We start from the raw sequence: 22765 nt of genomic DNA, 5'->3' as shown, positions 1-22765 counted from the left end.
CGGGTTTTAAAACACGCCCTAGACATCTATATATTTTAATTTTGGATAAGGCCCGATAACGCGTCTAATTCCTGCTGTCTGTTTTTTTCACATTTAAACGTCTATAAATAGCCTGCAGCTGGTCATACTTCTGCTCAATATTGACCGAATATCCATGACTTATAATATCTGCTTCACCCAGATGATCAAACACAACACGCAACGGTGTATGAATCTCTGTAAAAAACACTCCTTCCATAAATAAATCATGCAGCTCATGAATATGAAAAGTCTCCTCAAACACAGTACTTTCACATTTGATTCGTCCATCCTGATAAACTGTTAAATAAACCAAATAATTCTTCTGTTCGCGACGCATAAAGATAAAACTGCCATCGCCATGCACAGGTGTGTACTCATCCTCGGACGGTATATAAAAGTCTTGCGGTTCAGCCAATGGGATAATTCGGCGCTGTTCCATTTTCATTTTCTCTTCCAGTGTCATTTTGTAAATGTTGGTCATAGAAGGGTTCAAATCGTGCAACACATTCACAATGCGTTCATAGTAACCTTCTTGATCATAATTCCATTTCCCCTGCAATACACGAAAGCTTCCCAGATCAAATACCATAATCGATTCGCGTTCCGGTACGGAAGCTGTCAGCCAACCCAACTCTATTTTCTGTGATAATCCCTGCATATCGACTAATTCCCAGCAGTTAACCATACCATCTTCAAAAATATGCACATTGATATACATGTATTCCCCATTACTGATAAAACCAGGAACCGTAGTGCCTTCAATTGTTTTTTGTCTGCTAATTTTATGCATGATTTTTTCCTCTCCTTTTGGTACGTACTGCAGCTTTTCTCTTTTTTTTGATATTGCTTTATCTATTTATTAATTAATTTCTTACCTTCTTAATCATATATTTTCACATAATGTGGATGAAGATTCAAATGGTGGAATTGATTATAGCCTGCCAACCCCCTCAGAGACAGAGGAGAAAGCAGCAAAAAGACCGGTCAAAAATGATAGTATTCTACCATTTTCAGCCGGTCTCTGTCTGTTCAGCAAATATGAATCACTGCATAAGCACTTTCTCTTCTTACTTTATTCCAAATTGGTATTAATCGTTGTCGTTATCATCATCGTCATTATCAAAGTCCTTATCGACTGTGGTGACTTTGCCGGTAGCCGCATCAATCTCTACAGTAGCTTCGCCACCTGTAATACGCAGATCCACTTCATATTGAATCCGGCCATCTTCTTCATCACGTTCAATACCAGTAACGGTACCGCTCACCTGGGCTTTGGCAATTTGTGCAGCCTGTTCATTGGTTTTCACTTTCAGATTGGCCGTATTTACGTTTTGCTGGTCACGGTTGGTCGCTTCGTTATCGTCATTATCATCGGTAACGGTACGAATAACTTTACCGTTCAATGCGTTGATATGCACATCTACATCAGCTGCCTGCGGACGATCCACATCCACTTCATAGTAGAGTTGGCCTCGTTCACGATCCAGTTCGATGCTTTCCACTGTACCACCGGGTACTTTTTGCAGAGCAATGGCTTCTGCTTTTTGAATACCGATGACATTGTTCAGATTGCTCTGGCTGCTTGCTGTGCTCCCGCTTGTAGCTGCGAAGACGCTGCCCGCTGTTCCCAGAGTAATAGCTGCTGTAAGTACACTAATTCCAACTTTTTTGTTCATCATAAGTAACTCCTCCTCATATGCTGTGCTGTTTATCGGGTATGCTTATACTATAAAGTCCCCGAATGAGACGAAGATTACAGCAAGATTAGAATTTAATGAGAAGCCCTTGCAGGCAGGATGCATGAACAAGGTAAAATTAGGACTCCGATTCGTCGGCATCATCCCAGGTGACAGACATGACTTCACCGGAAATGGCATTGATCTGCACAGTCGCTTCACGATCATCGACTGTATCAATTTCTACCAGATAATAACGCTGGCCCTGCTTGTCGCCATGTTCATATTCGGTATCATCAACTGTTCCCTTTACCTGCTGAAGTGCGATTCGTTCTGCCTTTTCTGCACTGATCACACCTGATGGAGATACAGTTGCAGATCCGGATGATTTATCATTTTGCGGTTCATTGGTTGGAGTCGATTGTTTTGCTGATGATGGATTGCCAGATGCACCAGCTGATGATGAAGCGGATGGGTTCTGTTGTTGGGCAGAAGACTCCGTATTCGGCGACGAAGAAGACGGACTGTTGTCTGTAATCGTGGTTTTGGACGGATGATTATCTTTGGAACTGCTACTTGCTGCTGTGTCTTCTATACGTTTGATCGACTGAATATCCCCATTTTGTGCACCCAGTACCATATCATAGATGCCCTGCTTCGACTGCAGCCGAATCTTATACGTATCTCCCTGCTGAATCAAATGGGTAATCTCTCCCGGATATTCTGCCAGCACACGCTGATTCACTTCTTCTACGGTAAGCATTGGTGAAGCCTGAAGCCATGTTCTCCAGATCAGAACACCTACACACAATATAATAACGCATGCTGCCACACCTCCTGTAAGCCACCAGCGACGTTTAATCATATCTGTTCCTCCCCCTTTTATATAGCTCTACGATTTCATAGATTCGGAACATCACTGTGGCATGACCACTATGAATCCATGGCAGACCCAATCGTATCTATTTTCTTGCAGTATACAAGGGCTCAATTAGAATTCGCTGAGAAAGAAGGCAGAGGAGCAGACGTTTCCGGCAAAGAAAGAATAGCACTTGTACCTTGTCCGGCAGTGCTTTCCAGACGTATCGAAGCACCTAGGGCTTCTGCGATTCGGCGAGCCAGTGTCAGACCGAGTCCAGAACCACCGGTATCCTGGCGAACCCTTGCTTCATCCACCCGATAAAATCGGTCGAACACTTTATCCAGATCTGCTGCCGGTATACCAATTCCGTGATCAATAATTTTGATACATCGATTGGACGGGATCGCTGCTGTATTCTGAGTTTTGCCTGCAGATCCTGACGGAGGTAGTAAATGTTCCACTGTCAATTCAATAATTATATCGTCACTGCTATATTTGCGTGCGTTATCCAGCAAAATAAACATCATCTGACGCAGCTTGCCTGCATCGGTCTGTATGACGAGAAGTTCCGGCTGCTTCTCCAGCTCCGGATCTATCCGCATCTCGATCCGGCGATGATAAGCCGTATCAAACTCTCTGACCAGCTGCTGTGCCTGTTCCAGCAGGTTAACAGGCTCCACTGTTAAATTCCACTGTTCCTCGTGTCTTGCCAGCATCAACAGCTGTTCGGTCATCTCCTTCATACGGATAGCTTCAGAATGGATTGCTTCTACCGATTCTTCAAATAGATCAGGACGATCCCTACCGCGGCGTTTGAGCAGACTTGCATAACTCTCGATAATGGTCAGCGGCGTACGCAGCTCGTGTGAGGCGTTAGAGACAAACTGCTTTTGCTTGTCATAGTTGCTTTCCAGCAGATCCATCATACTATTGAACGTTGCGCTCATCTCGTAGAGCTCATCACTGGATGCTGGTGGCATCGTTAATCGCTGAAACTGACCGCTTCGACGAATATCACGCATCGTAGCGGTAATGGCAGCAATCGGACGAATAATAATCCGGCCGAGTACATGACCCGACAGAAATACCGGAATCATCGCCAGCCCTGTGACGATCAGCAGTACGATTCGCAGGGCGCGCAGGTATTCCTCGGTCTGGCGCAGACTCTCAGTGATCTGAATATCTACGACCTGTCCATCGTTCCAGATAACAGGTACAGATACAAATACATAACGCTGCTGCTCATAGGTGATAATCTCTGCTGTACGTTCTTCCATATACTTTACAGGACGCTGAGCCAGCTGCTGCTGAGCTGCTGAAGTCACAAGCAGTGTATTGCTGCCTGTCTCACGGACTATTCGAATCATTCCTTCTATCGGAACATAAGCCCGCAGCAGATCGGCAGCTGGCGTATCTACCGATGACTGGCGCATGTTATCCGCAGTCTTGTTCGTCTGTGACTCTACACGGCTCTGCTGCTGCTGAAGTGTCATGGTACTGAATACAATATAGACAATCAGATTCGTAGTTAGAAATAACAGGGCAAACAGTACAGATGAATACAAATGGATTTTGGTACGCAGCTTCATCCGTTATCCCGGAGTACATATCCGACACCGCGAACGGTATGAATCAGTTCACGGTCGTATCCCTCGTCTACCTTTTTGCGGACATAGCGTATGTATACATCCACTACATTGGTGTCCCCGTAGTAATCATAGCCCCAGACTCCAGCCAGAATCTGATCCCGGTTTAGCACCTGACGCTGATTGCGCAGCAAATAAGCCAGCAGGTCAAACTCCCTTGGGGTGAGTTCGATCGAATGACCAGCCCGCTCTACTTCACGGGTGCCTTCATTCAAGCGAAGTTCTCCCGCAGCAAGCCATCCATCCTCTTCCGTCATCGCCGCTGCTTGCTGTTGTTCACGCAGGCGCAGTGCAGCCCGAACACGTGCCAGCAGCTCTTCAATCTGAAAAGGCTTGGTCACATAATCATTGGCTCCCAGATCAAGTCCGGATACTTTGTCTTCCACAGAATCCTTGGCTGTCAATAAAATGACCATCGTCGCCGGATCACTGGTACGAATACGACGCAGAATCTCGATCCCGCTCATCTCCGGCAGCATCACATCCAGCAGAATCAGATCCCAACTGTCTTCCCGGTACATATCCCAGGCCTGGGCACCATTATAAGCCTGGGATACTTCATACCCTTCTGCTTCCAGTTCAATCTGCAGCAGCCTGGATATTTTATGTTCGTCTTCCACGATTAAAATGCCTGACATATGAAGCCTCCTCTATCGTCTACCCTTTTATTCTTTCATGATTTTCTGGTAGCTGGCAATATCAAGCCAGCGATCAAATTTGCGTCCAATCTGACGAAAATGGGCACACTTCTCATACCCGTTACGCTCGAACAAACGAATACTGTTCACATTTTCTGTACATACGGTAGCAACCAGTACATGGAATCCGCTTTCAGCAGCGGCTTTTTCCAAAAAATGCAGTGCCTGACTGCCCAGACCCTTACCTGTCTGATCCGGATGAAGATAGATGGTTACTTCCGCTGTCGTATCATAGGCCTGCTTGCTTTTATGCGGGGTCACGAGTATATAACCTGCAATCTCTGCGAATGATTCTTCACTGCGGATAATATAGGATTTGTAATGGGAAGGAACATTCATCAGCTGTGCACGCATCTGCTCCAACGTTAGCGGTTCGGTATGAAAAGATACGGTTGTATTCAACACATAATAATTATAAATAGATAAAACAGCCGGCAAATGCTGCTCCTGCACCGGCTCAAACTGGATAGTCATTGTCATGATCAATATCTCCCCACCCTATCAAATGATAAAAAATAATGCATGATCCACTGCAGCCCGACAATACCTTGTCTCCGCATTCCCTGATCTATAAATCCATAGCGGCTATACAGCTGCTGTGCCGGTTCATTTTTCACATTTACTGCCAGAATGAGTTCTCGAATCTCCGAAAAATGCTGCCCCACCCAATCTGGCAGCTGACGCATCGCCTGACCCGCATACCCGCGCCCCTGCCGGGAATAATCGATTAATAGCGCCCGAAGGAGCATGAGTTCCGAGACAGGTGTACTGGTATAGGATTGGTAGGATAGAATACCGGTACCGATATGTAAAATAAAGAACCCCACCGCTTCTCCGGCAGCAGTGATAACTACCGGATAACGGTCAGGATCAGTCAAAGCTCGGTCAAGCACTTCCACCGGCAACGCAGTAAAACGATGCTGTTCTGCAGGTAGCTCAAACTTCATCAGCGCTTCCAAATGTCTCGGATGATAAAATTCCAGCTTGACCTCCGGTGCAGGCGAGGTCGACGAGGACTGCGGAGATGAAGTGGACGGATCAGATAACATATTCTACACTCCTGTCTTCAAAAGAATGCATGCCAGCCTTAACTATCTACAGACCGCACACAGCGAAATCGCTCGACACCAGGATATTTCTCTCCCAGACTGTAAATGGCAAATCCACTCTGTCGATAAAATCCAACCGCCTCCCTATCCGTTTCGGCAAATAACTGAATTGATGAATGTTCCCTGTGATAGGTCTGTATCATTTGTCTACCAATTCCCGCCTGCTGATGATCCAGCATGACTGCCAGATGAGTAATCTCGTGCAAAACGTCACTATGAACATGGATACCCATAATTCCCACCAGTTGCTCTGCCTGAACCCATCCATATAATCGCAAAGAATGACCCGCTGCATATTGCATATAGATCTGTTCAATTCGATGCGAAGTTTCCATACATAGACCCAGAAGCTCTATAATGGCATTCCTGTATTTACCTTCCTGCCAACGGATAAATTGCCCATCAACCATGCCGAAGCACGGAAGATGGAGCAAACAACAGGATCGGCTTATTTATAAAATGATGCTTAGTCATGTGTTATGCCAGCATACAATTTAACATCATGGAATCTGCCTTTGGCATACAGATGTTTGCGCAAAAGACCTTCGTACTGCATACCCAGCTTCTCCAATACGCGACCAGAACCGATATTTTCCGGCATGCAGCGTGCTTCAATTCGCATTAACTTCATGTGTTCACGACCAAATTGCAGAATAGCATTCATCGCTTCAGTCATATACCCCCGATTCCAGTAAGGACGTGCCAGCGCATAACCTATTTCTGCACGAAATTGCCGGATATCCCAATTGACATACCCTGCGGTTCCAATCATTCGCCCTGACTCTTTATCCTGAATAGCCCAGGGAGCCACTTGTCCTTCGGCATACAGACCCAGCAGATGTTCAATAAAAGCATCCGCATCATCGATGGATTGATACGTATGCCAGGTCACATAACGCGTGAGCTCCGAATCTGACCCATACTCGTACATATCTTCCCGATCTTCCTTCGTTACCGGACGCAGCAGCAGCCGCTCCGTCTCCAATACCGGCAAATATCCGAATACATCTTCCACACGCATATTCCACACTCCTTCGCTATTATGTACCGACTATGACCCTTTTCCAAAATACAATGTGCTAGCTAAAGATTATTTCGTATTTTATCATAAATAAAGCCTACATTGCTCTCTTATATTTGCGTATAAAATGAACAAGGCTGCCCTCAGGAGGACATCCTTGTAAACGTTGATAGTTTGCTGTTTTTTGTAGTTGTTTTATCAAATACCCATTAGGTCAATTTCCCTGCCAATCCCGATACCGCTCTTGATCTCCCCACATTTTTGTGAAAATTTCATTCCATTGACTCGTTAATGCTGCATCATGAATTGCCAGCAGTACCTCGTCATTCTCTTCACTCGAAGCACGCGTGTAGTTAAAAGAACCCACAAGCGCTGTTTTTCCATCTACCAGCATCAATTTTTCATGCATTTTACCTTCAAACGTATTAATTCTGATCGGCACATTGGCATTTATTAATCGCTGCAGATCATCCAGGTTTACTTTAGACTGGTCGCTGATAATTCGCACCTGTACGCCGCGCTCTGAGGCTTTGGCCAGAGCTTTGACAATCGAACCACGCGATAAGTTGTACATTGCAAGATCAATAGATTGCTGCGCATTATTAATCTCTTTTAGGACCAGCTGCTCTCCATCTTGTCCCTCGGAAGTAAACACATAATCAATATTAGCAGGATTCACAGCAGCAGATGCTGGCGATAAGTCAGAGCCGTCTGCTGTAGATGAGTTATTTTGGATTGTTTCCGATACTGCATTTTCCTGCCCAGCAGCTGCGCCGTTACTTTTTGCGTCAGAAGCTTGGCCTGATGAGCAAGCACTGAGCAGCAGGACACTTCCCAATGCCAGTACAGCCAATTGGTTAATGCTCCGAGATTGTGCATGTTGGCTTTTGATTGCATGATACCATTTCATCTTTAAAAATCCTCTCTGTCGTTCCAGTTCTATTCTGTGCATTCTTTTCATGCTCTATACAGTTGGCTATCCTCTTTTGACACACTGCGAAATAACCTTAGTAACTGTACTATTAACGGGACAATTCTTTTAGTATACGCCATATGACAGCATTTTGTCATGCGAACACTGCTATCCTGAATAAATACCTATCAAATATACGCCCATGATTGGATGAATCTTCATCATTCTAAAATCAAATCTTTATTTGATAAAGAAATGTTGCGGATGCTGTACCACACCTATACCTTTTATCTTTGCCAAAGCATTTAACCAGCTATTAAATATATATTCCCTATAACAAAAAGCCCTGTCTGAAATCAGACAGAGCTTTTGCAACTTTATGCTTAAGCGAATGACAGATGATTATACGTAAGAGTTACGTGTATAGGACAGCAGAATTTCGACATTCACGATCGGTACGATATTGCCATTGGATTCAAAAGCATTCGGCAGAATATCACGGCTGTTTACTTCCGGATTCTCGCGCAGATCGGATTCATCAATAATAGCGGTATTATCCAGTTCATCGACCAGCAGAGCTACACGGGAACGACGCAGCAGAATCATTTTGTCGGTTTCTTTGGGACTGTCGTAAGACACGGCGAGCAGCTTGCGCAGATTTACAAGTGGATAAAGGGAACCACGAACTGTGATCAATCCTTCATGCCAGTCTTCTGCAAATGGTAATGGTGTTCCTTTTTTGGCGGGCTGAATCTCGTCAATTTCATTAAAGTTAATCGCATAAGGCTGACTCGCCACATAAAAGACAATAAGTTCGATTTTCATATTGGTTGGCTCCTTGAATGTATTTCTGGCTTATGCATATGCATTTATAACTTATATCGACCAGATCACCATATTTGTTTAATTATTTATTTTTTATATCAAATGTACGTACAACATCAACGAAATGATGTCTTTTTATAAAGCTTGTCCTACAACATTATGGATTCAATATTGCTTTCTTTAAAAAAAAGTGCTAGGATTTAATCAAGTTATGTATGTACTTATTTATTATTAACATTTTTGTTAAGGTAACTTGTACGTACATTATTTTATAATCTTCATGTAAGCGTTACCTGAATATTATAGAATGGTTTAATTTGAAAAAGGAGTGGAAAACATGAATTCATCTCAAACATTTAAAAATCCGATCGTCGAACAGCGTGCTGATCCATGGGTATACAAACACACGGACGGTTACTACTACTTTACAGCATCCGTACCTACGTATGATCGCTTGGAGATTCGTCGCTCCGCTACGATCCAGGGTCTCGGAGATGCAGAAGCGGTAACTGTATGGCGCAAGCATGACCATGGTCCAATGAGCCAGCTGATCTGGGCACCGGAAATTCATTATATTCACGGTAAATGGTATATCTACTTTGCTGCTGCAGATGTAGATCATCCGGTAAATGATACATTTACCCACCGCATGTATGTCATCGAGACTGATGCTGCCAATCCATTGGAAGGCGAATGGGTAGAAAAAGGACAGGTTATTACCGAATGGGAATCCTTTGCACTCGATGCTACTACATTCCAGCACAATGACAAGCTGTACTATGTATGGGCACAACGTGATTATGATATCCCGGGCAACTCCAATCTGTACATTTCCGAAATGGAAAATCCTTGGACACTCAAAGGTCCACAAATTATGCTTACCAAACCGGAACTGGAATGGGAAGTTATCGGCTTCCTCGTTAACGAAGGACCGGCTGTACTTAAAAAGAACGGCAAGATCTTCATTACTTACTCTGCAAGCGCTACCGACATCAACTACTGCATGGGTCTGCTAAGTGCCGATGAGAACAGCGATCTGCTGGATATCAATTCTTGGCACAAATCGGACAAACCAGTATTCCGCAGCGCTCCGGAAAATGGACAATACGGTCCGGGTCATAACAGCTTCACTCGCTCAGAGGATGATCAGCATGATGTATTGATCTATCATGCCCGTAACTACACAGAGATCAAAGGTGATCCGCTGCACGATCCTAACCGTCATACCCGTGCCCAACTGATCGAATGGAATGAAGATGGCACACCAAACTTTGGCAAGCCGGTACCGGACGAAGGATTCGTTCACTCCTGATCCTATAAACAGAAATCATACTGTGATCTGCTGCAACGCCTAAATATCATACACAAATAGAGACAATGCTTCATATTGGATAGGAGGTTTACATCATGAAATTACCTAAATGGAATTTCTGGAATTTTGGCGGTCTTTTCTTCTTCTACTTCTTAATCTGGGCGGTTGTACTAGCCTTCCTGCCGATCTGGCTGAAAGAACAAGCCGGACTCGATGCTGGACACACCGGTCTGGTCTTCTCGGCGATCTCACTGATTGCTCTTTGTTACCAGCCGTTCTTCGGCGTCATTTCCGATAAGCTGGGCTTCCGGAAAAATCTGTTCTGGTTTGTAGTTTGTGCAGCCCTGTTGATGGGTCCTTTCTTCACCTGGGTATTTATTCCGATCCTGCAATTCAATATCTGGGTAGGTGCTATTGTTGGTGGTATTTACCTCAGTGCCGTGTTCCAGGGTGGTGTAGGGGTTGTTGAAGCGTATATCGAGCGTGCCAGCCGTGCCAGTTCGATTGAGTATGGACGTGTGCGTCTGTTCGGTTCTATCGCAGGCGCTACAGCTACATTGATTGGTGGTATGATGTACCTGGCCAATCCGATCAGCATTTTCTGGTTTGCTTCGGCTTCGGCTGCTGTGCTGGGTATTCTGCTGCGTACAGCCAAAGTGGATACATCTTCTTCGGCTGCTGCAGCTGCTGATCCGGCTGACGGTGGTGAGATTACCAAAGAACGGGTATTCTCGATCTTCAAATTGCGTAATTTCTGGTTCCTGTCTCTGCTGATTGTGGGTACAGCCAGCGTCTATGATGTATTTGACCAGCAGTTCCCGAACTATTACAACCAGTTCTTCCCAACTACAGCACTTGGTACACAGCGTTTTAGTGAGCTGGTCTCCCTGCAGACAGCAATTGAAGCTGTATTGATGATCTTCATGCCATGGATTATTAACAAAATTGGTGCGAAAAACGGCCTGATCCTGTTTGGTATTCTGACCTTTGTCCGTATCTTTGGAAGCGCTGTTGCAACCGATACCATTTCTCTTTCTCTGCTGCGTCTGATCGCTGCTGTGGAAATGCCGCTGCTGCTCGTATCCATTTTCAAATACATCACCGGTGTATTCGATGTGAGACTATCCGCTACCATTTATCTGCTCGCATTTAACTTTGCCAAGCAGGCAGCGATCGTAATTTTCTCCAGTATTGCCGGTAACATGTATACCAATATTGGATTCCAGAATACGTATTACTTCCTGAGTGCAATTGTACTGGTTATCACGATTATCTCGATCTTCGGTCTCTCCAATGACAAGAAGCGTCGTAGTCCGGTCGGTGCAGTTCAGCCAAACAGCAAAACCAACATGGTCGCTTCACCAAAAATGTAAACGCTATTTGTAAGCGTTCTTTGTAAGCGATTCACCTCTAAAAGCAACCTTTCCACCATAAATGGAGAAAGGTTGCTTTTTTGTCGGTATTCTCTTGAATCATTTATTGAATCTGGTACAATGTGGTAGTGTCCTGAGCAATACGTCAGGCCTTATTTTACTTGTACAAAGGAGTTAGGAATCTTGAATCCATCTGTTAAAGATCGGCTCTATGCGGTGCTTGGTATTGCTATTGTCTGGGGCGGGGTTGTTCTTATCAAAACATTCAGTGGAGATCTATAGGCGACTGCTTTATCTTCATCCGCTGATGGCTGCAAGATCAATCTCCTCCATTATTGCTTTCTTGATCCATTGCAATCTGAAAAGCCTGACCAGCACGGCTGCTGTCCATTGTACGGCAGTCGCGCTGATCAGGCTTTTGCTTTTTCATTGGTAATTGATCCAGTTGACTATCTCCACATCTGATCAGACAGTCATAAACAACCTCCCATCATTGATGAAAATACTTGCCACATGCACATAGATGCTCTCTCTCTCTGTCTCTGTCTCTGTCTCTGTCTCTGTCTCTGTCTCTGTCTCTGTCTCTGTCTCTGTCTCTGTCTCAAGGATTATAGCCTGACTACGACCCGTGATGTAAAGTCCATATCGAATAAAAAAGACGGAAGATTGCAGTATTCCTGCAACTCTTCCGTCTTTTCTCTGCTGTTTATTTAGTTCAGTTTGTAGAGCAACTCTCCTGCTTGTATTGCTGTATTACCAGCAGGCTCCAGATTATTATAATTTTGAATATTGGTTACGATCACTGGTGTAATGGTCTCATAGCCATCGGCACGAACAGCTTCCAGATCGAATTCCATCAGCAGATCGCCGATCTTCACTTCCTGACCTGCCTGGGCATGCGGTGTAAAGTGTTTACCTTTCAGCTTCACGGTGTCAATACCGATATGGATCAGCATCTCGGTACCTTCCTCGCTGACCAGACCAATAGCATGACCGCTCTTCGATACAGAGAAGACCGTACCATTGACCGGAGCGACCACACGGCCTTCGGAAGGCTCAATCGCTACACCTTTACCCATAATCTCTTGAGCAAATGCCGGATCGGGAACTTCACTCAGCGGCTTCACTTCGCCACTTAGCGGACTCATGATCTGTGCAGGAATCACTGCAGCCTGCTGGGATTCATGGTTAATCAGAGTAGCAGCTACAGCGCTGGTATTTGCTGCTGCAGGAGTTGCAATTTCTTCTGTAACAGCTTCAGCCTCAGCATCTTCTTCGCTGTCTTCCTTGATTCCCATAAAGTAGGTTACTGCTGCTGCAACTACCAAGGCAATAACCCCACCAATCAATGCATAGACCAGTGTACTAATCTGTGGACTGATAAAGGCTGCGATACTAGGCAGACCGACCAGACCTGTAATAACATAGGATTTGACGTGCATGATTCCCATAAATGCGCCACCTACGGCACCACCGATCAGTGCAGCGATAAACGGCTTTTTAAACTTCATGTTGACCCCGTACATTGCTGGCTCGGTAATCCCCATCACGGCCGTCAAACCTGTCGAGTAGCCAAGCGATTTTAGCTGTTTATTCTTCCCACGCAGACCTACTCCCAGTGCTGCCCCTGCTTGTCCCAGATTGGCTGCAAACATAAGCGGAATAATAAAATCATACCCAAGTGTTGTAATAGAACCAATCACGATTGGTGTCAATGCATAGTGCATACCGGTAATGATCAGCAGAGACATTGTTCCACCAATCAGAATACTTGCCAATACAGATACATTATCAAACAACCATGTAATACCACCGGATAGTCCATTACCGATCAGGGAACCGAGTGGTCCAACAGCGATCAATGTGAGCGGTACCATAATTAGCAGTGTTACGGTAGGTACAATCAGCAATTTAACAGAAGAATGCGTAATACGATCAATTGCTTTCTCTACATAGGAAGCAATCCAAATGGCGATAACGATCGGAATAACGGTCGATGAATATGTGGCTGCCAGAACAGGCAGGCCTGCAAACGATACCGTATCTCCCGGTGCAAGCAGTGCTGTAATCGTCGGGTGCATAATGGCTGCACCAAGCGCTGCGCCAATATACATATTACTGCCAAGCTTGCGGGCCGCACTCACTGCCAGGATAATCGGCAGGAAGTAAAAGGCACCATCACCAATCGCAGACAGAATAATATAAGTAGAACTCTTGTCGGACATCCAGCCTACAGCGACCAGAATTGCGATAATCCCTTTGATCATACCTGCACCGGTGATTGCTGGCAGAATCGGGGTGAACATACCGGAAATAAAGTCAAATAATGCGCTTACCGGATTGCGTTTCTTTTTCGGCCGATCACTGCTGGCTTCCATACGTTTGCCACCGGACATCGCGCCGGATAATTCTTTGTAGACAGCAGCCACATCATTACCGATAATAACCTGGAACTGTCCTCCATTTTTCATAACGCCCATAACACCCGGGGTTTTCTCCAGTTTGGCTTTGTCTGCTTTGTTATCATCATGCAGATTGAACCGAAGCCGGGTCATACAGTGTGTAACCTGATCGATATTTTCTTCCCCTCCGACCAGCTGTAATACGTCTTTTGCCACTTTCGCTTTATCCATGTCAGACACTCCTTTTAAATGGAACAACAGTTATTTATTGTATGGTTGTGCATATAAAAAAACCTAAATGTGGATGAATGAACCGCGGCAGCCTGTAAGCTGGTGGTATGTATCATTCAACGACATTTAGGTTTTGCCTACCAAAAGTAACAATCCCTGCCGGGTATTATGTTGTACTGGCTAATTACGCGCTTTCATCTTGCTGAATACCATTGTATGGATGCTTATGATGGTTGCTTGTCTGCTGCTCTGTAACTGCTATGCTTGTTCTACATTTTCTTTTTTGGTAACTCTCTCGATATGAATAGTCAGATAAAGCAGCTCTTCATTAGAGAGATCCCGTTGATGAATCTTGCGGGTATAATCCTGAATTTTCAGTGCACAGGCATATGCCTGAGGATACTGCGACTTTACCATATCGTGCAGTGGACTGTCACCCTGATCACTCGCTGCACCGCTCACTACTCGCTGCGCGAAAAACTTGAGATGGGTCAGGAAACGGAAATAGTTAAGTGATTCTTCATCCAGCTCGATTACAAAATGCCGGGTAACAATGCGAAGCACATCTTTGACAATATTGGTCATGCTGACTGTCTCGCTCATCTGTCCGTTCAACTGGGAATTCACAAAATGTAAAGCAATGAATCCACCTTCATCTTCGGGAAGCGACACACCGAGCTTGTCCTCAATCATCTGCAACGCTTTGGTACCAATAAAATATTCCTTGCGATATAACTTTTTAATTTCCCATAGTAAAGCATTCTTGATTTCCAATCCCTGCCGATGCCGTTCAATAGCAAAATGAATATGGTCTGTCAGCGAAATATAAATGCTGTCATGCAGCTTACTGCCTAATACAGTCTGCGCATACTGGATAATCTCATCCGAGCATTCCATGTATTCAATCGGAATATCCGACAACAAGGTCATTAACTTATCCGACACTTCCTGACTCTCCAGCTTGAATACCTTTTCAATTTTCGCTTCATCGATAAGGTCATCCGGATGTTTCTTGAATCCGATCCCCCGGCCCATGACGACCAATTCCTGTTTGCCAGGATCTACAACGGTGACGACATTGTTATTCAGAACCTGCGATATTTTCATTCTCATCACCTTTTTTTATAAAAATACTTAAAAAGGCAAAACCAAAAATGACATGCTCGTCAGTTTCGGTTTTGCCTGATTTCTCAGTAACAATCCGTGTTTTGGTTTCTATACATTCATACTAACATAGGCGACAAAAAATGACAACCACATTTGTAAGCCTTTTCTCCTGTACGGAATTATAGTTATTTGTATAGAAAGATATTACCCAGTAATGAGTATTTTTACACAAATTGTCGAAAAATATTATTTAATTAGTTCAAAAGTCTGCTCCAGCGTACTGCCGGAATGTGTGCCGACATAGACTTTAAAGTCACCTTCTTCGGCTGTCCATTCCAATCTGGCGTTGCAGTATTCCAAATCCTGCTCGGTGATCACAAATTCGATTTTTGCCGATTCTTGCGGCGCCAGCTGCACTTTCCGGTAGCCTTTTAATTCTCTGACCGGTCGGACAGTCGTTCCGTACAGATCCTGAATATACATCTGGGCGATTTCCTCTCCAGCCATGCTACCGGTATTGGTCACTGTTGCAGTCACCGTAATCTGCTCTCCACTCTTCATCTGCTGACGATCGAGCTGCAGATTGGAATAGCTGAACTCGGTGTAGCTCAGTCCGTACCCAAATGGATATAGCGGATCATTGGGACCATCGAGATATTTGGAAATGTATTTCTCCTCCTGGTTCTCTGCAGTCAATGGACGACCTGTATTAAATCGATTGTAGTAAATCGGAGACTGGCCGAGATGTTTGGGAAAGCTCATGGTCAGCTTGCCGGTCGGATTATAGTCGCCTGTCAGCACATCTGCAATGGCATGTCCTGCCTGAGAGCCGAGGAACCATGTCTCTACAATCGCATCTACATTTTGCTCATACCAGTCGAGTACCAGTGGACGACCATTGGTCAGTACGAGTACGACCGGTTTCCCTACCGCAACAACGGCTTCGGCCAGCTGCTGCTGAACAGCAGGAATAGAGATATCCATACGGGATGCTGCTTCTCCGGACATTTCGCTATGCTCACCCAGCACCAGCAGCACGATGTCTGCCGCTTCTGCAGCGCGAACAGCTTGCTCAATGCCGCCCTCTATCGGATCATTCACACCGCTGCCTTCGGCATACAGTAGATGGTCTTCATCGATTCCTTTGGCTGTTAATCCTTCCAGCAGTGTCACCGTTTCTTCCTTGTAACGGGAGAACTGCCATGTACCCAGCATGTCCTTGCTATCGGCGAACGGTCCGATAACGGCGATTTTCTGTATGCCGGCAGCTGCTGCTTCAGTCTGCAAAGGCAGGGTCTGATCCTGATTTTTGAGCAAAACAATCGACTTGCGTGCAAGCTCCCGACTGGCCTGCAGATGATCGGCATGGAAGTGGTACTCTTCTTCTTTTTCCGGACGGATATAACGGAATGGATCATCCATGATACCAATTTTGTATTTATAAATCAGAATCCGGCGTACTGCCGCATCAATCTGCGCTTCTTGTACTTTGCCTTCTTCAATTAATTGTGGCAGGTAGTTCTCATACAGCTGTGTGACCATCTCGATATCCATGGTTGCTTCCAGAGACTGACGGGCTGCATCTTTGCGATCACGAGCGGCTCCATGAATATAAATCTCATCCACTGCTCCATAATCGGAAATCAGCATCCCATCGAATCCAAGCTCTTCACGCAGCAGATCATGCAGGATAAACTTGTTACCCGCAACAGGAATACCATTATAAAAGTTAAAAGCATTCATAACCGAAGCAGAACCTGCTTCCAGACCTGCCTTGAATGGAGGCAAATACACATTGCGCAGCGTCCATTCCGACATATCGACTGTATTGTAATCACGTCCTGCTTCGGAGGCGCCGTAACCAATAAAATGCTTCAGGCAGGCAATCAATGTCTCTTCACTGAACAGGCTGTCTCCCTGGAATCCTTCAACCTGGGCACGTGCGATCAATGAACCCAGATATGGATCTTCGCCTGCACCTTCCATGACACGCCCCCAGCGGGCATCACGGCTAATATCTACCATAGGCGCATGGTTATACGTAATACCCGATGCTGTTGCTTCTTTGGCTGCAATCATGCAGGCACGCTTGATCTCCTCAAGATCCCAGCTGCACGCCCAGGCCAGCGGAATAGGGAAAATCGTCTGGTACCCATGAATAACGTCGGCATTAAACATCAGCGGAATACGCAGTCGGGACTGTTCTATAGCCATTTTTTGCAAATCAAAAGTACGACGGCTGTTAAATGCGCCCAGGATAGATCCTACACGTCCTTCACGGACAAGCAGTTCGGTCGGATCCGCTTCGATCTCACCGCCAAAAGCGAATTCGGAATCGGCGCATTGACTCATTTGACCAATTTTCTCAGCCAGGGTCATCTCATTAAGCAGCTGCTCGGCAGATTCCCGGATATTCTCATCACTGCGTGGCGTTACATCCCGTTTGCGGTATGGAGCAACCAGTGCAGACAGTTCTGCATGTATATTGGATTTTTGAATAGTCATAATCGTATCCCATCCCCTGTATCATAATAAGTTGGACCAGACAGTGTAACCATAAAGTAACAGTTGGATTATTATTCAAACCTTCTGTTTGCTCATGGTTATAATAAATCGGTATTGTCTGGATAATGTAATAAGCTTATCTATAATGTAGGCTTATTCGCCGTGCATTTATGGTATTATTCTTTAATTTTTGGTAAAATCGCGATAATTGCATATAGAGCTGCTTACCCAAAAGAGATACGGAGGGAATCAACAATGAATACCAAGTTTCTCAGTCTACTTCGTTTTATGATGAAAATGTTGTATGTGGAATATCACATGCCTATGTATATTCTGGATATGAATGGAGAAATGATTGACGAATATCCGATCCAGCCTTTTAACCCGCTGTATGCAGATAAACTGCAAGGTCTTGCTTTGCTGACAGCACAAATACCGGATGATTATCCGGCGGTCAAAGCTACCAATTTTCTGGAGCAGTATCTGATGATTCCGCTTCACCATAATAATGTGCGTCAGGGCACGCTCGTTGCCGGTCCCTTTTTTCATGCGATCGTGCCGGAAGAATTGGTCAAAGGCATTATTCGCGATTACCATCTGACTTTTCGCCAGCAGGATAATGTACTGGAATTTTATCGGCGGGTACCCCTGATTTCCAAGGAACGAATCTACAATGCTGCTGTCATGATCCATTATATGCTGTATCAGGTTCAGCTCGATATCGCTGAAGTTATCCAGCATACCCTGTATATCGACATTGTCCCCAGCGATCTGCCTGCTGTTCCGGATGAACCGCCTTCACCCTATGACAATTATGAACAGCATTCCCAGACTTCCTATCATCAGAATCCGGAAATGGAAAAGGTCTTCCTGCAGTACATCCGTGAGGGACGCAAGGAAGACCTCGTAAAATGGGAACTGGGATTTCCTACAGAAAAACTGGGCGTACTGTCCAAAAAAAGCCTGCTGCGCAGCGAGAAAAATCTGGCAATCTGCTCTATCACACTCGCTACCCGTGCTGCTATGGATGGCGGAGTTAATGCCGAGATTGCCTACACGCTCAGCGACCTTCATATTCAGGCGATTGAAGAATGCCAGACACCTGCCGAAGTGAAAATTGCTCTGCAAAAATGCCATACCGACTTTGTTGATCGTGTACTGGAAGGTCAGCGGAAGCGGTATTCGGAAGAGATTAATATTTGCCGGAATTATATTTTCAATCATCTGTATGAGCCGATTCATCTGCATCAGCTGGCAGCCGCTGCCCAGCTCAATGCCGACTATCTGTCACAAGTGTTCCGAAGTGAGACCGGGGTATCTCCTGTTATGTATATTCAACAGGCCCGAATCGAGGAGGCCAAGCGGCTGATTGGTCTCTCCGCCCACTCTCTGGCAGAGATTGCAGCAATGCTGCAGTTTCATGATCAGAGCTATTTCACCAAGATATTCAAAAAATACGTAGGCATTACACCCAAGCAGTATCGCAAAAATCCGACAGGCGGTGAACGCGCAGCACTGATAGCCCATCAGATGGCTTGACTTAAACGAGACAAACAAGGAAGTTAATTATGGATCGTCTCGGATAAAATTTGCTTGGCAGTAGTCCAGTGAATGTCCGAATAACGATCATTATCTATCTGCTGCAGCTTGCCGGCACCAGTGAACATACCATTCATATACTGCATACCCTGCCAGGCCGGAAAAGCATCCTGCTTCTTCCTGTCAAAACGGCGTGCTACTCCTGTCAGAAACTCCAGGCGCTTATGGCCTCCTGCTCGAAGCAGACGATAATGCTGGCCGCTGATCTCGCTCATGATAGCTACCAATTGGCTGGCACTCACCTGATCGCCAGCCATATGAAGAAAGCGCGGCGTATCCTGATCCAGAGCAGCTCGCGCCGTATAGGCAGCTACATTATCCTTGGTAGTGAAATCCATGAGCTGATCTGCATTTTCCCAATATAAGATGCGTTTATAGCGGAAGAGTACAATGGGCGCCATACCGGTCAATAGTTCGCCAAATGCTCCATTCAAGATGGAAGTCGCTTTGATCGGCGCTTCATCCAGCCGCTTCATAAATTCGCGACGCAAGTTCAGATTTCGATTGGACCCTTCCGGCAAATGACGATAGTCCATAGAGTAATCGGATGGGATAAACCGGGGAACTCCTGCCTGAACAGCTGCATTCAGCAGCAGCATCTGGGTATCGATGATCACATCACGTAGTCCATTCAGTACGGAGACTACACAGAAGACATCCGCGCAGGCTTCTCGTAGAGCTGCCGCATCCTTGTAATCAATCGGAACAGGCACTGCACCCAGCTGGCGCAGATGCTCCAACTTGTTCGCTGCTGTACTGGGACGGACAATCGTTTTGACTAGTGCTCCCTGCTCAATAAGAGCTTTGGTAATACGTTCACCGAGATCTCCGGTGGCTCCGGCAAGGAGTATGGTTGTACGGGAATTATTCAAAATAACAGCCACCTTTTAGGTATATTTTGTTATTTCTTATTCTCGACCATTGACCAGCAGCTTGTACATAAAATAACCCTCTCTCCTGCTATTTTTATACAGTGTGAGAGGGTTATTTTAATTTATTTGTTCACCGGATGAATCTTCCAGATCTCGGACGCATATTGTCCAATCGTGCGATCACTGGAGAATTTGCCGGAGTGGGCGATATTATGAATCGATCGTTTCAGCCAGTCTTTCTGATTGCGGTAGGCTGCTTCGATCTGTACATGCGATTCGGCATAGGAATCGAAATCCTTGAGCATGAAGTACTCGTCATTGCCATCCAGCAGTGAGCGATACAAGGAGTCAAACTCATAGGAATTCTGGGCAAACGGACCCGGAGTGACCAGCTGATCGACCACTTCCTTAATCCGTGGATCGCTGTTGTAGATATCCCGTGCGTTGTAGCCTCCATGCTGGTAATAGTTCATTACCTGATCCGCTGTCAGACCGAAAATGAACATATTGGCATCTCCCAGCATTTCATACATCTCTACATTCGCACCATCCATCGTACCGATCGTCAGTGCTCCGTTCATCATCAGCTTCATATTCCCTGTACCGGAAGCTTCCTTACTCGCTGTAGAGATCTGTTCACTGACATCGGCTGCCGGAATGATCTTCTCTGCCAGCGATACCGAATAATTTTCCAGGAAAAAGACATTCAGCTTGTCCTTCACATCCGGATCGTTATTCACTACATTAGCTACCGTATTAATCAGCTTAATCGTGCTTTTTGCCAGATAATAGCCTGGTGCCGCTTTGGCTCCAAATATAAAGGTACGCGGCACCATATCATGGGACGGCATTGATTTGAGCTGATTGTACAGATACATAACATGCAGAATATTCAGGAATTGACGCTTGTACGCATGCAGACGCTTCACCTGAACATCGAAGATGGATTCGGTATTCACAACCGTTCCATACTTTTGTTCGATATAAGAAGCCAGACGTTGCTTATTATACTGTTTGATTGCAGCAGCTTTTTCCTGGAATCCGGCGTCTTCGCTATATTTGAGAATGCCGACCAGTTCCTGTGGATGCGTGATCCAGCGGCTGCCGATTGAATCACTGATCAGATCGCACAGTTCTGGATTGGCATGCATCAGCCAGCGACGATGGGTAATCCCGTTTGTTTTATTATTAAAACGCTGCGGATACAGCTCATAGAAATTACGCATTTCCCGCTCTTTGAGGATATCCGTGTGCAGCGCAGCAACTCCGTTAATACTGTGACTGCCGGCAATCGCCAGATGAGCCATTTTGACCTGATCATCATAGACGATCGCCATATGTGCGACACGATCCGGATCATCAGGATACTTATCCATTAGCATTTTGCAGAAACGGGTATTGATCTCTTCAATGATCATATACACACGCGGCATCAATTCGCGGATCATCTGTGCCGGCCATCTCTCCAGTGCTTCACTCAGGATCGTATGGTTGGTATAGGAAACGGTACGACATGTAATATCCCAAGCCGCATCCCATCCATAGCCCTTTTCATCCATCAGGATCCGCATCAGTTCCGGAATAACCAGTGTAGGATGCGTATCATTAATATGGATCGCAATCTGATCCGGCAGATGATCATAGCTCAGATTGAGCTTATCATACGTGCGCAGAATACTCTGCAGACCGGCAGAACAGAGGAAGTACTGCTGCTTCAGACGCAACAGACGACCTTCGTAATGGCTATCATCCGGATACAGGAACTCTGAGATCGATTCGACCGAGCGGTTATAGTTCAGGTAATTGTAATAGTTGCCACCGTTCGCCATATTGCGGTTGGCCATCTCGCGTACCGGCTCTGCACTCCACAGTCGCAGTGTGTTGATATGATAGTCTGGATTGCTGCCTTTGTAACCAATTACCGGCACATCATAAGGCACTGCCCAGACCGCTTCATAATCACGCGTCGAAAAGTACAGCTCGCCATCTTCTTCGCGAGTCTCAACCTGACCCCCGAAGCGTACTTCCACTTTGCGATCAGCGCGACGAACTTCCCATTCAAATCCCTTTTGCAGCCAATCATCCGGCAGTTCCACCTGGTTGCCATCGACAATTTTCTGCTCAAACAATCCGTATTGATAACGTATTCCGCAGCCATGACCTGCATATCCCAGCGAAGCCAGAGAATCGAGGAAGCAGGCAGCCAGGCGACCGAGACCGCCGTTGCCAAGGCCTGCATCCGCTTCTTCCTCTTCTATATCCCCGAGTGATATACCCAGATCTTCCAGACCTTCCTTGACCGTCTTCAGCATGCCCATATTCAGCAGATTGTTGCCAAGCAGACGACCAATCAGGAATTCAAGCGACAGGTAATACACCTGCTTTTCCTGGTCCTGGCGCAGCTCACGGTTCGTAGCTGCCCATTCCCGGCCTGCAAACTCGCGCAGCATCCGGCTCAGAATCGTATAGACATCTTCATTGGACACTTCGTCCAGCGGCTTCCCCAGCTTGGAGACAACATTGTTCTGAAAGATCTGTTTAAATTCTTCTTTGTTTTTAAACAAAAGTGTATTCCTCCTGCAGTCAGATTAGC

19 protein-coding genes are annotated in these 22765 nt (G+C 45.6%); 3 read left to right on the top strand and 16 right to left on the bottom strand.

Annotated features, from left to right (window positions below):
* Nucleotides 1-64 precede the first annotated feature (64 nt).
* The 11 genes from H065_RS25820 to H065_RS0111655 all read right to left on the bottom strand — a co-directional run bounded on the left by H065_RS25820 (nucleotide 65) and on the right by H065_RS0111655 (nucleotide 8771).
* Nucleotides 65-811 carry a DUF7638 domain-containing protein gene (locus H065_RS25820; protein ID WP_017813252.1) on the bottom strand — a complete coding sequence of 249 codons (747 nt, stop codon included), beginning with the start codon at nucleotides 809-811 and terminating at the stop codon, nucleotides 65-67.
* Nucleotides 812-1109: 298 nt separating this feature from the next.
* A complete protein-coding gene (locus H065_RS0111700; protein ID WP_017813251.1) occupies nucleotides 1110-1700 on the bottom strand; it encodes a PepSY domain-containing protein in 591 nt (196 codons plus the stop codon).
* 136 nt (nucleotides 1701-1836) lie between these two features.
* Entirely contained in the window at nucleotides 1837-2562 is a 726-nt protein-coding gene (locus tag H065_RS26990; protein ID WP_017813250.1) for a PepSY domain-containing protein, read from the bottom strand.
* Nucleotides 2563-2684: 122 nt separating this feature from the next.
* Nucleotides 2685-4148 (bottom strand): sensor histidine kinase, encoded by a 1464-nt coding sequence (locus tag H065_RS0111690; RefSeq protein WP_017813249.1) that lies wholly within the window; start codon nucleotides 4146-4148, stop codon nucleotides 2685-2687.
* Nucleotides 4145-4843, bottom strand: a complete 699-nt coding sequence (locus H065_RS0111685) for a response regulator transcription factor (protein ID WP_017813248.1) — start codon at nucleotides 4841-4843, stop codon at nucleotides 4145-4147. The genes H065_RS0111690 and H065_RS0111685 overlap by 4 nt, the downstream gene beginning before the upstream one ends.
* Nucleotides 4844-4870: 27 nt before the next feature.
* On the bottom strand, nucleotides 4871-5383 hold the full coding sequence (locus H065_RS0111680; protein WP_017813247.1) for a GNAT family N-acetyltransferase: 513 nt from the start codon (nucleotides 5381-5383) through the stop codon (nucleotides 4871-4873).
* A 2-nt stretch (nucleotides 5384-5385) separates the two neighbouring features.
* Nucleotides 5386-5952: a GNAT family N-acetyltransferase gene (locus H065_RS0111675; protein ID WP_017813246.1), complete on the bottom strand. Its 567-nt coding sequence runs from the start codon at nucleotides 5950-5952 to the stop codon at nucleotides 5386-5388.
* Between the two features lie 38 nt (nucleotides 5953-5990).
* A complete protein-coding gene (locus tag H065_RS0111670; protein ID WP_274517937.1) occupies nucleotides 5991-6422 on the bottom strand; it encodes a GNAT family N-acetyltransferase in 432 nt (143 codons plus the stop codon).
* A gap of 56 nt (nucleotides 6423-6478) precedes the next feature.
* Nucleotides 6479-7033, bottom strand: a complete 555-nt coding sequence (locus H065_RS0111665; protein ID WP_017813244.1) for a GNAT family N-acetyltransferase — start codon at nucleotides 7031-7033, stop codon at nucleotides 6479-6481.
* Nucleotides 7034-7247: 214 nt separating this feature from the next.
* Entirely contained in the window at nucleotides 7248-7994 is a 747-nt protein-coding gene (locus H065_RS0111660) for a phospholipase D-like domain-containing protein (protein WP_081604112.1), read from the bottom strand.
* A 354-nt stretch (nucleotides 7995-8348) separates the two neighbouring features.
* Nucleotides 8349-8771, bottom strand: coding sequence for a chemotaxis protein CheW (locus H065_RS0111655; protein WP_017813242.1), 423 nt, complete (start codon nucleotides 8769-8771; stop codon nucleotides 8349-8351).
* Nucleotides 8772-9108: 337 nt separating this feature from the next.
* Between H065_RS0111655 and H065_RS0111650 the strand changes: the two genes are divergently transcribed.
* Both H065_RS0111650 and H065_RS0111645 read left to right on the top strand, forming a co-directional pair.
* Nucleotides 9109-10083 (top strand): glycoside hydrolase family 43 protein, encoded by a 975-nt coding sequence (locus H065_RS0111650; RefSeq protein WP_017813241.1) that lies wholly within the window; start codon nucleotides 9109-9111, stop codon nucleotides 10081-10083.
* 95 nt (nucleotides 10084-10178) lie between these two features.
* A complete protein-coding gene (locus tag H065_RS0111645; protein ID WP_017813240.1) occupies nucleotides 10179-11456 on the top strand; it encodes an MFS transporter in 1278 nt (425 codons plus the stop codon).
* A 710-nt stretch (nucleotides 11457-12166) separates the two neighbouring features.
* Here the strand turns inward: H065_RS0111645 and H065_RS0111630 are convergent.
* The 3 genes from H065_RS0111630 to H065_RS0111620 all read right to left on the bottom strand — a co-directional run bounded on the left by H065_RS0111630 (nucleotide 12167) and on the right by H065_RS0111620 (nucleotide 17701).
* Nucleotides 12167-14089 carry a beta-glucoside-specific PTS transporter subunit IIABC gene (locus tag H065_RS0111630; protein ID WP_017813237.1) on the bottom strand — a complete coding sequence of 641 codons (1923 nt, stop codon included), beginning with the start codon at nucleotides 14087-14089 and terminating at the stop codon, nucleotides 12167-12169.
* 258 nt (nucleotides 14090-14347) lie between these two features.
* On the bottom strand, nucleotides 14348-15196 hold the full coding sequence (gene licT / locus H065_RS0111625) for a BglG family transcription antiterminator LicT (RefSeq protein ID WP_017813236.1): 849 nt from the start codon (nucleotides 15194-15196) through the stop codon (nucleotides 14348-14350).
* Between the two features lie 246 nt (nucleotides 15197-15442).
* Nucleotides 15443-17701 carry a glycoside hydrolase family 3 N-terminal domain-containing protein gene (locus tag H065_RS0111620; protein ID WP_017813235.1) on the bottom strand — a complete coding sequence of 753 codons (2259 nt, stop codon included), beginning with the start codon at nucleotides 17699-17701 and terminating at the stop codon, nucleotides 15443-15445.
* 255 nt (nucleotides 17702-17956) lie between these two features.
* Between H065_RS0111620 and H065_RS0111615 the strand changes: the two genes are divergently transcribed.
* Nucleotides 17957-19240, top strand: coding sequence for a helix-turn-helix domain-containing protein (locus H065_RS0111615; protein ID WP_017813234.1), 1284 nt, complete (start codon nucleotides 17957-17959; stop codon nucleotides 19238-19240).
* A 23-nt stretch (nucleotides 19241-19263) separates the two neighbouring features.
* Here the strand turns inward: H065_RS0111615 and H065_RS0111610 are convergent, their stop codons facing one another.
* Entirely contained in the window at nucleotides 19264-20172 is a 909-nt protein-coding gene (locus tag H065_RS0111610) for an NmrA family NAD(P)-binding protein (RefSeq protein ID WP_017813233.1), read from the bottom strand.
* A gap of 122 nt (nucleotides 20173-20294) precedes the next feature.
* Nucleotides 20295-22736 carry a glycogen/starch/alpha-glucan phosphorylase gene (locus H065_RS0111605; protein ID WP_017813232.1) on the bottom strand — a complete coding sequence of 814 codons (2442 nt, stop codon included), beginning with the start codon at nucleotides 22734-22736 and terminating at the stop codon, nucleotides 20295-20297.
* Nucleotides 22737-22765: the final 29 nt, after the last annotated feature.

Source organism: Paenibacillus shenyangensis (genome assembly GCF_000346635.1).
GTDB classification, from domain to species: domain Bacteria; phylum Bacillota; class Bacilli; order Paenibacillales; family Paenibacillaceae; genus Saccharibacillus; species Saccharibacillus dauci.
Note: the sequence above shows the minus strand (reverse complement) of the source record. Positions and strands in the feature narration are given on the sequence as shown.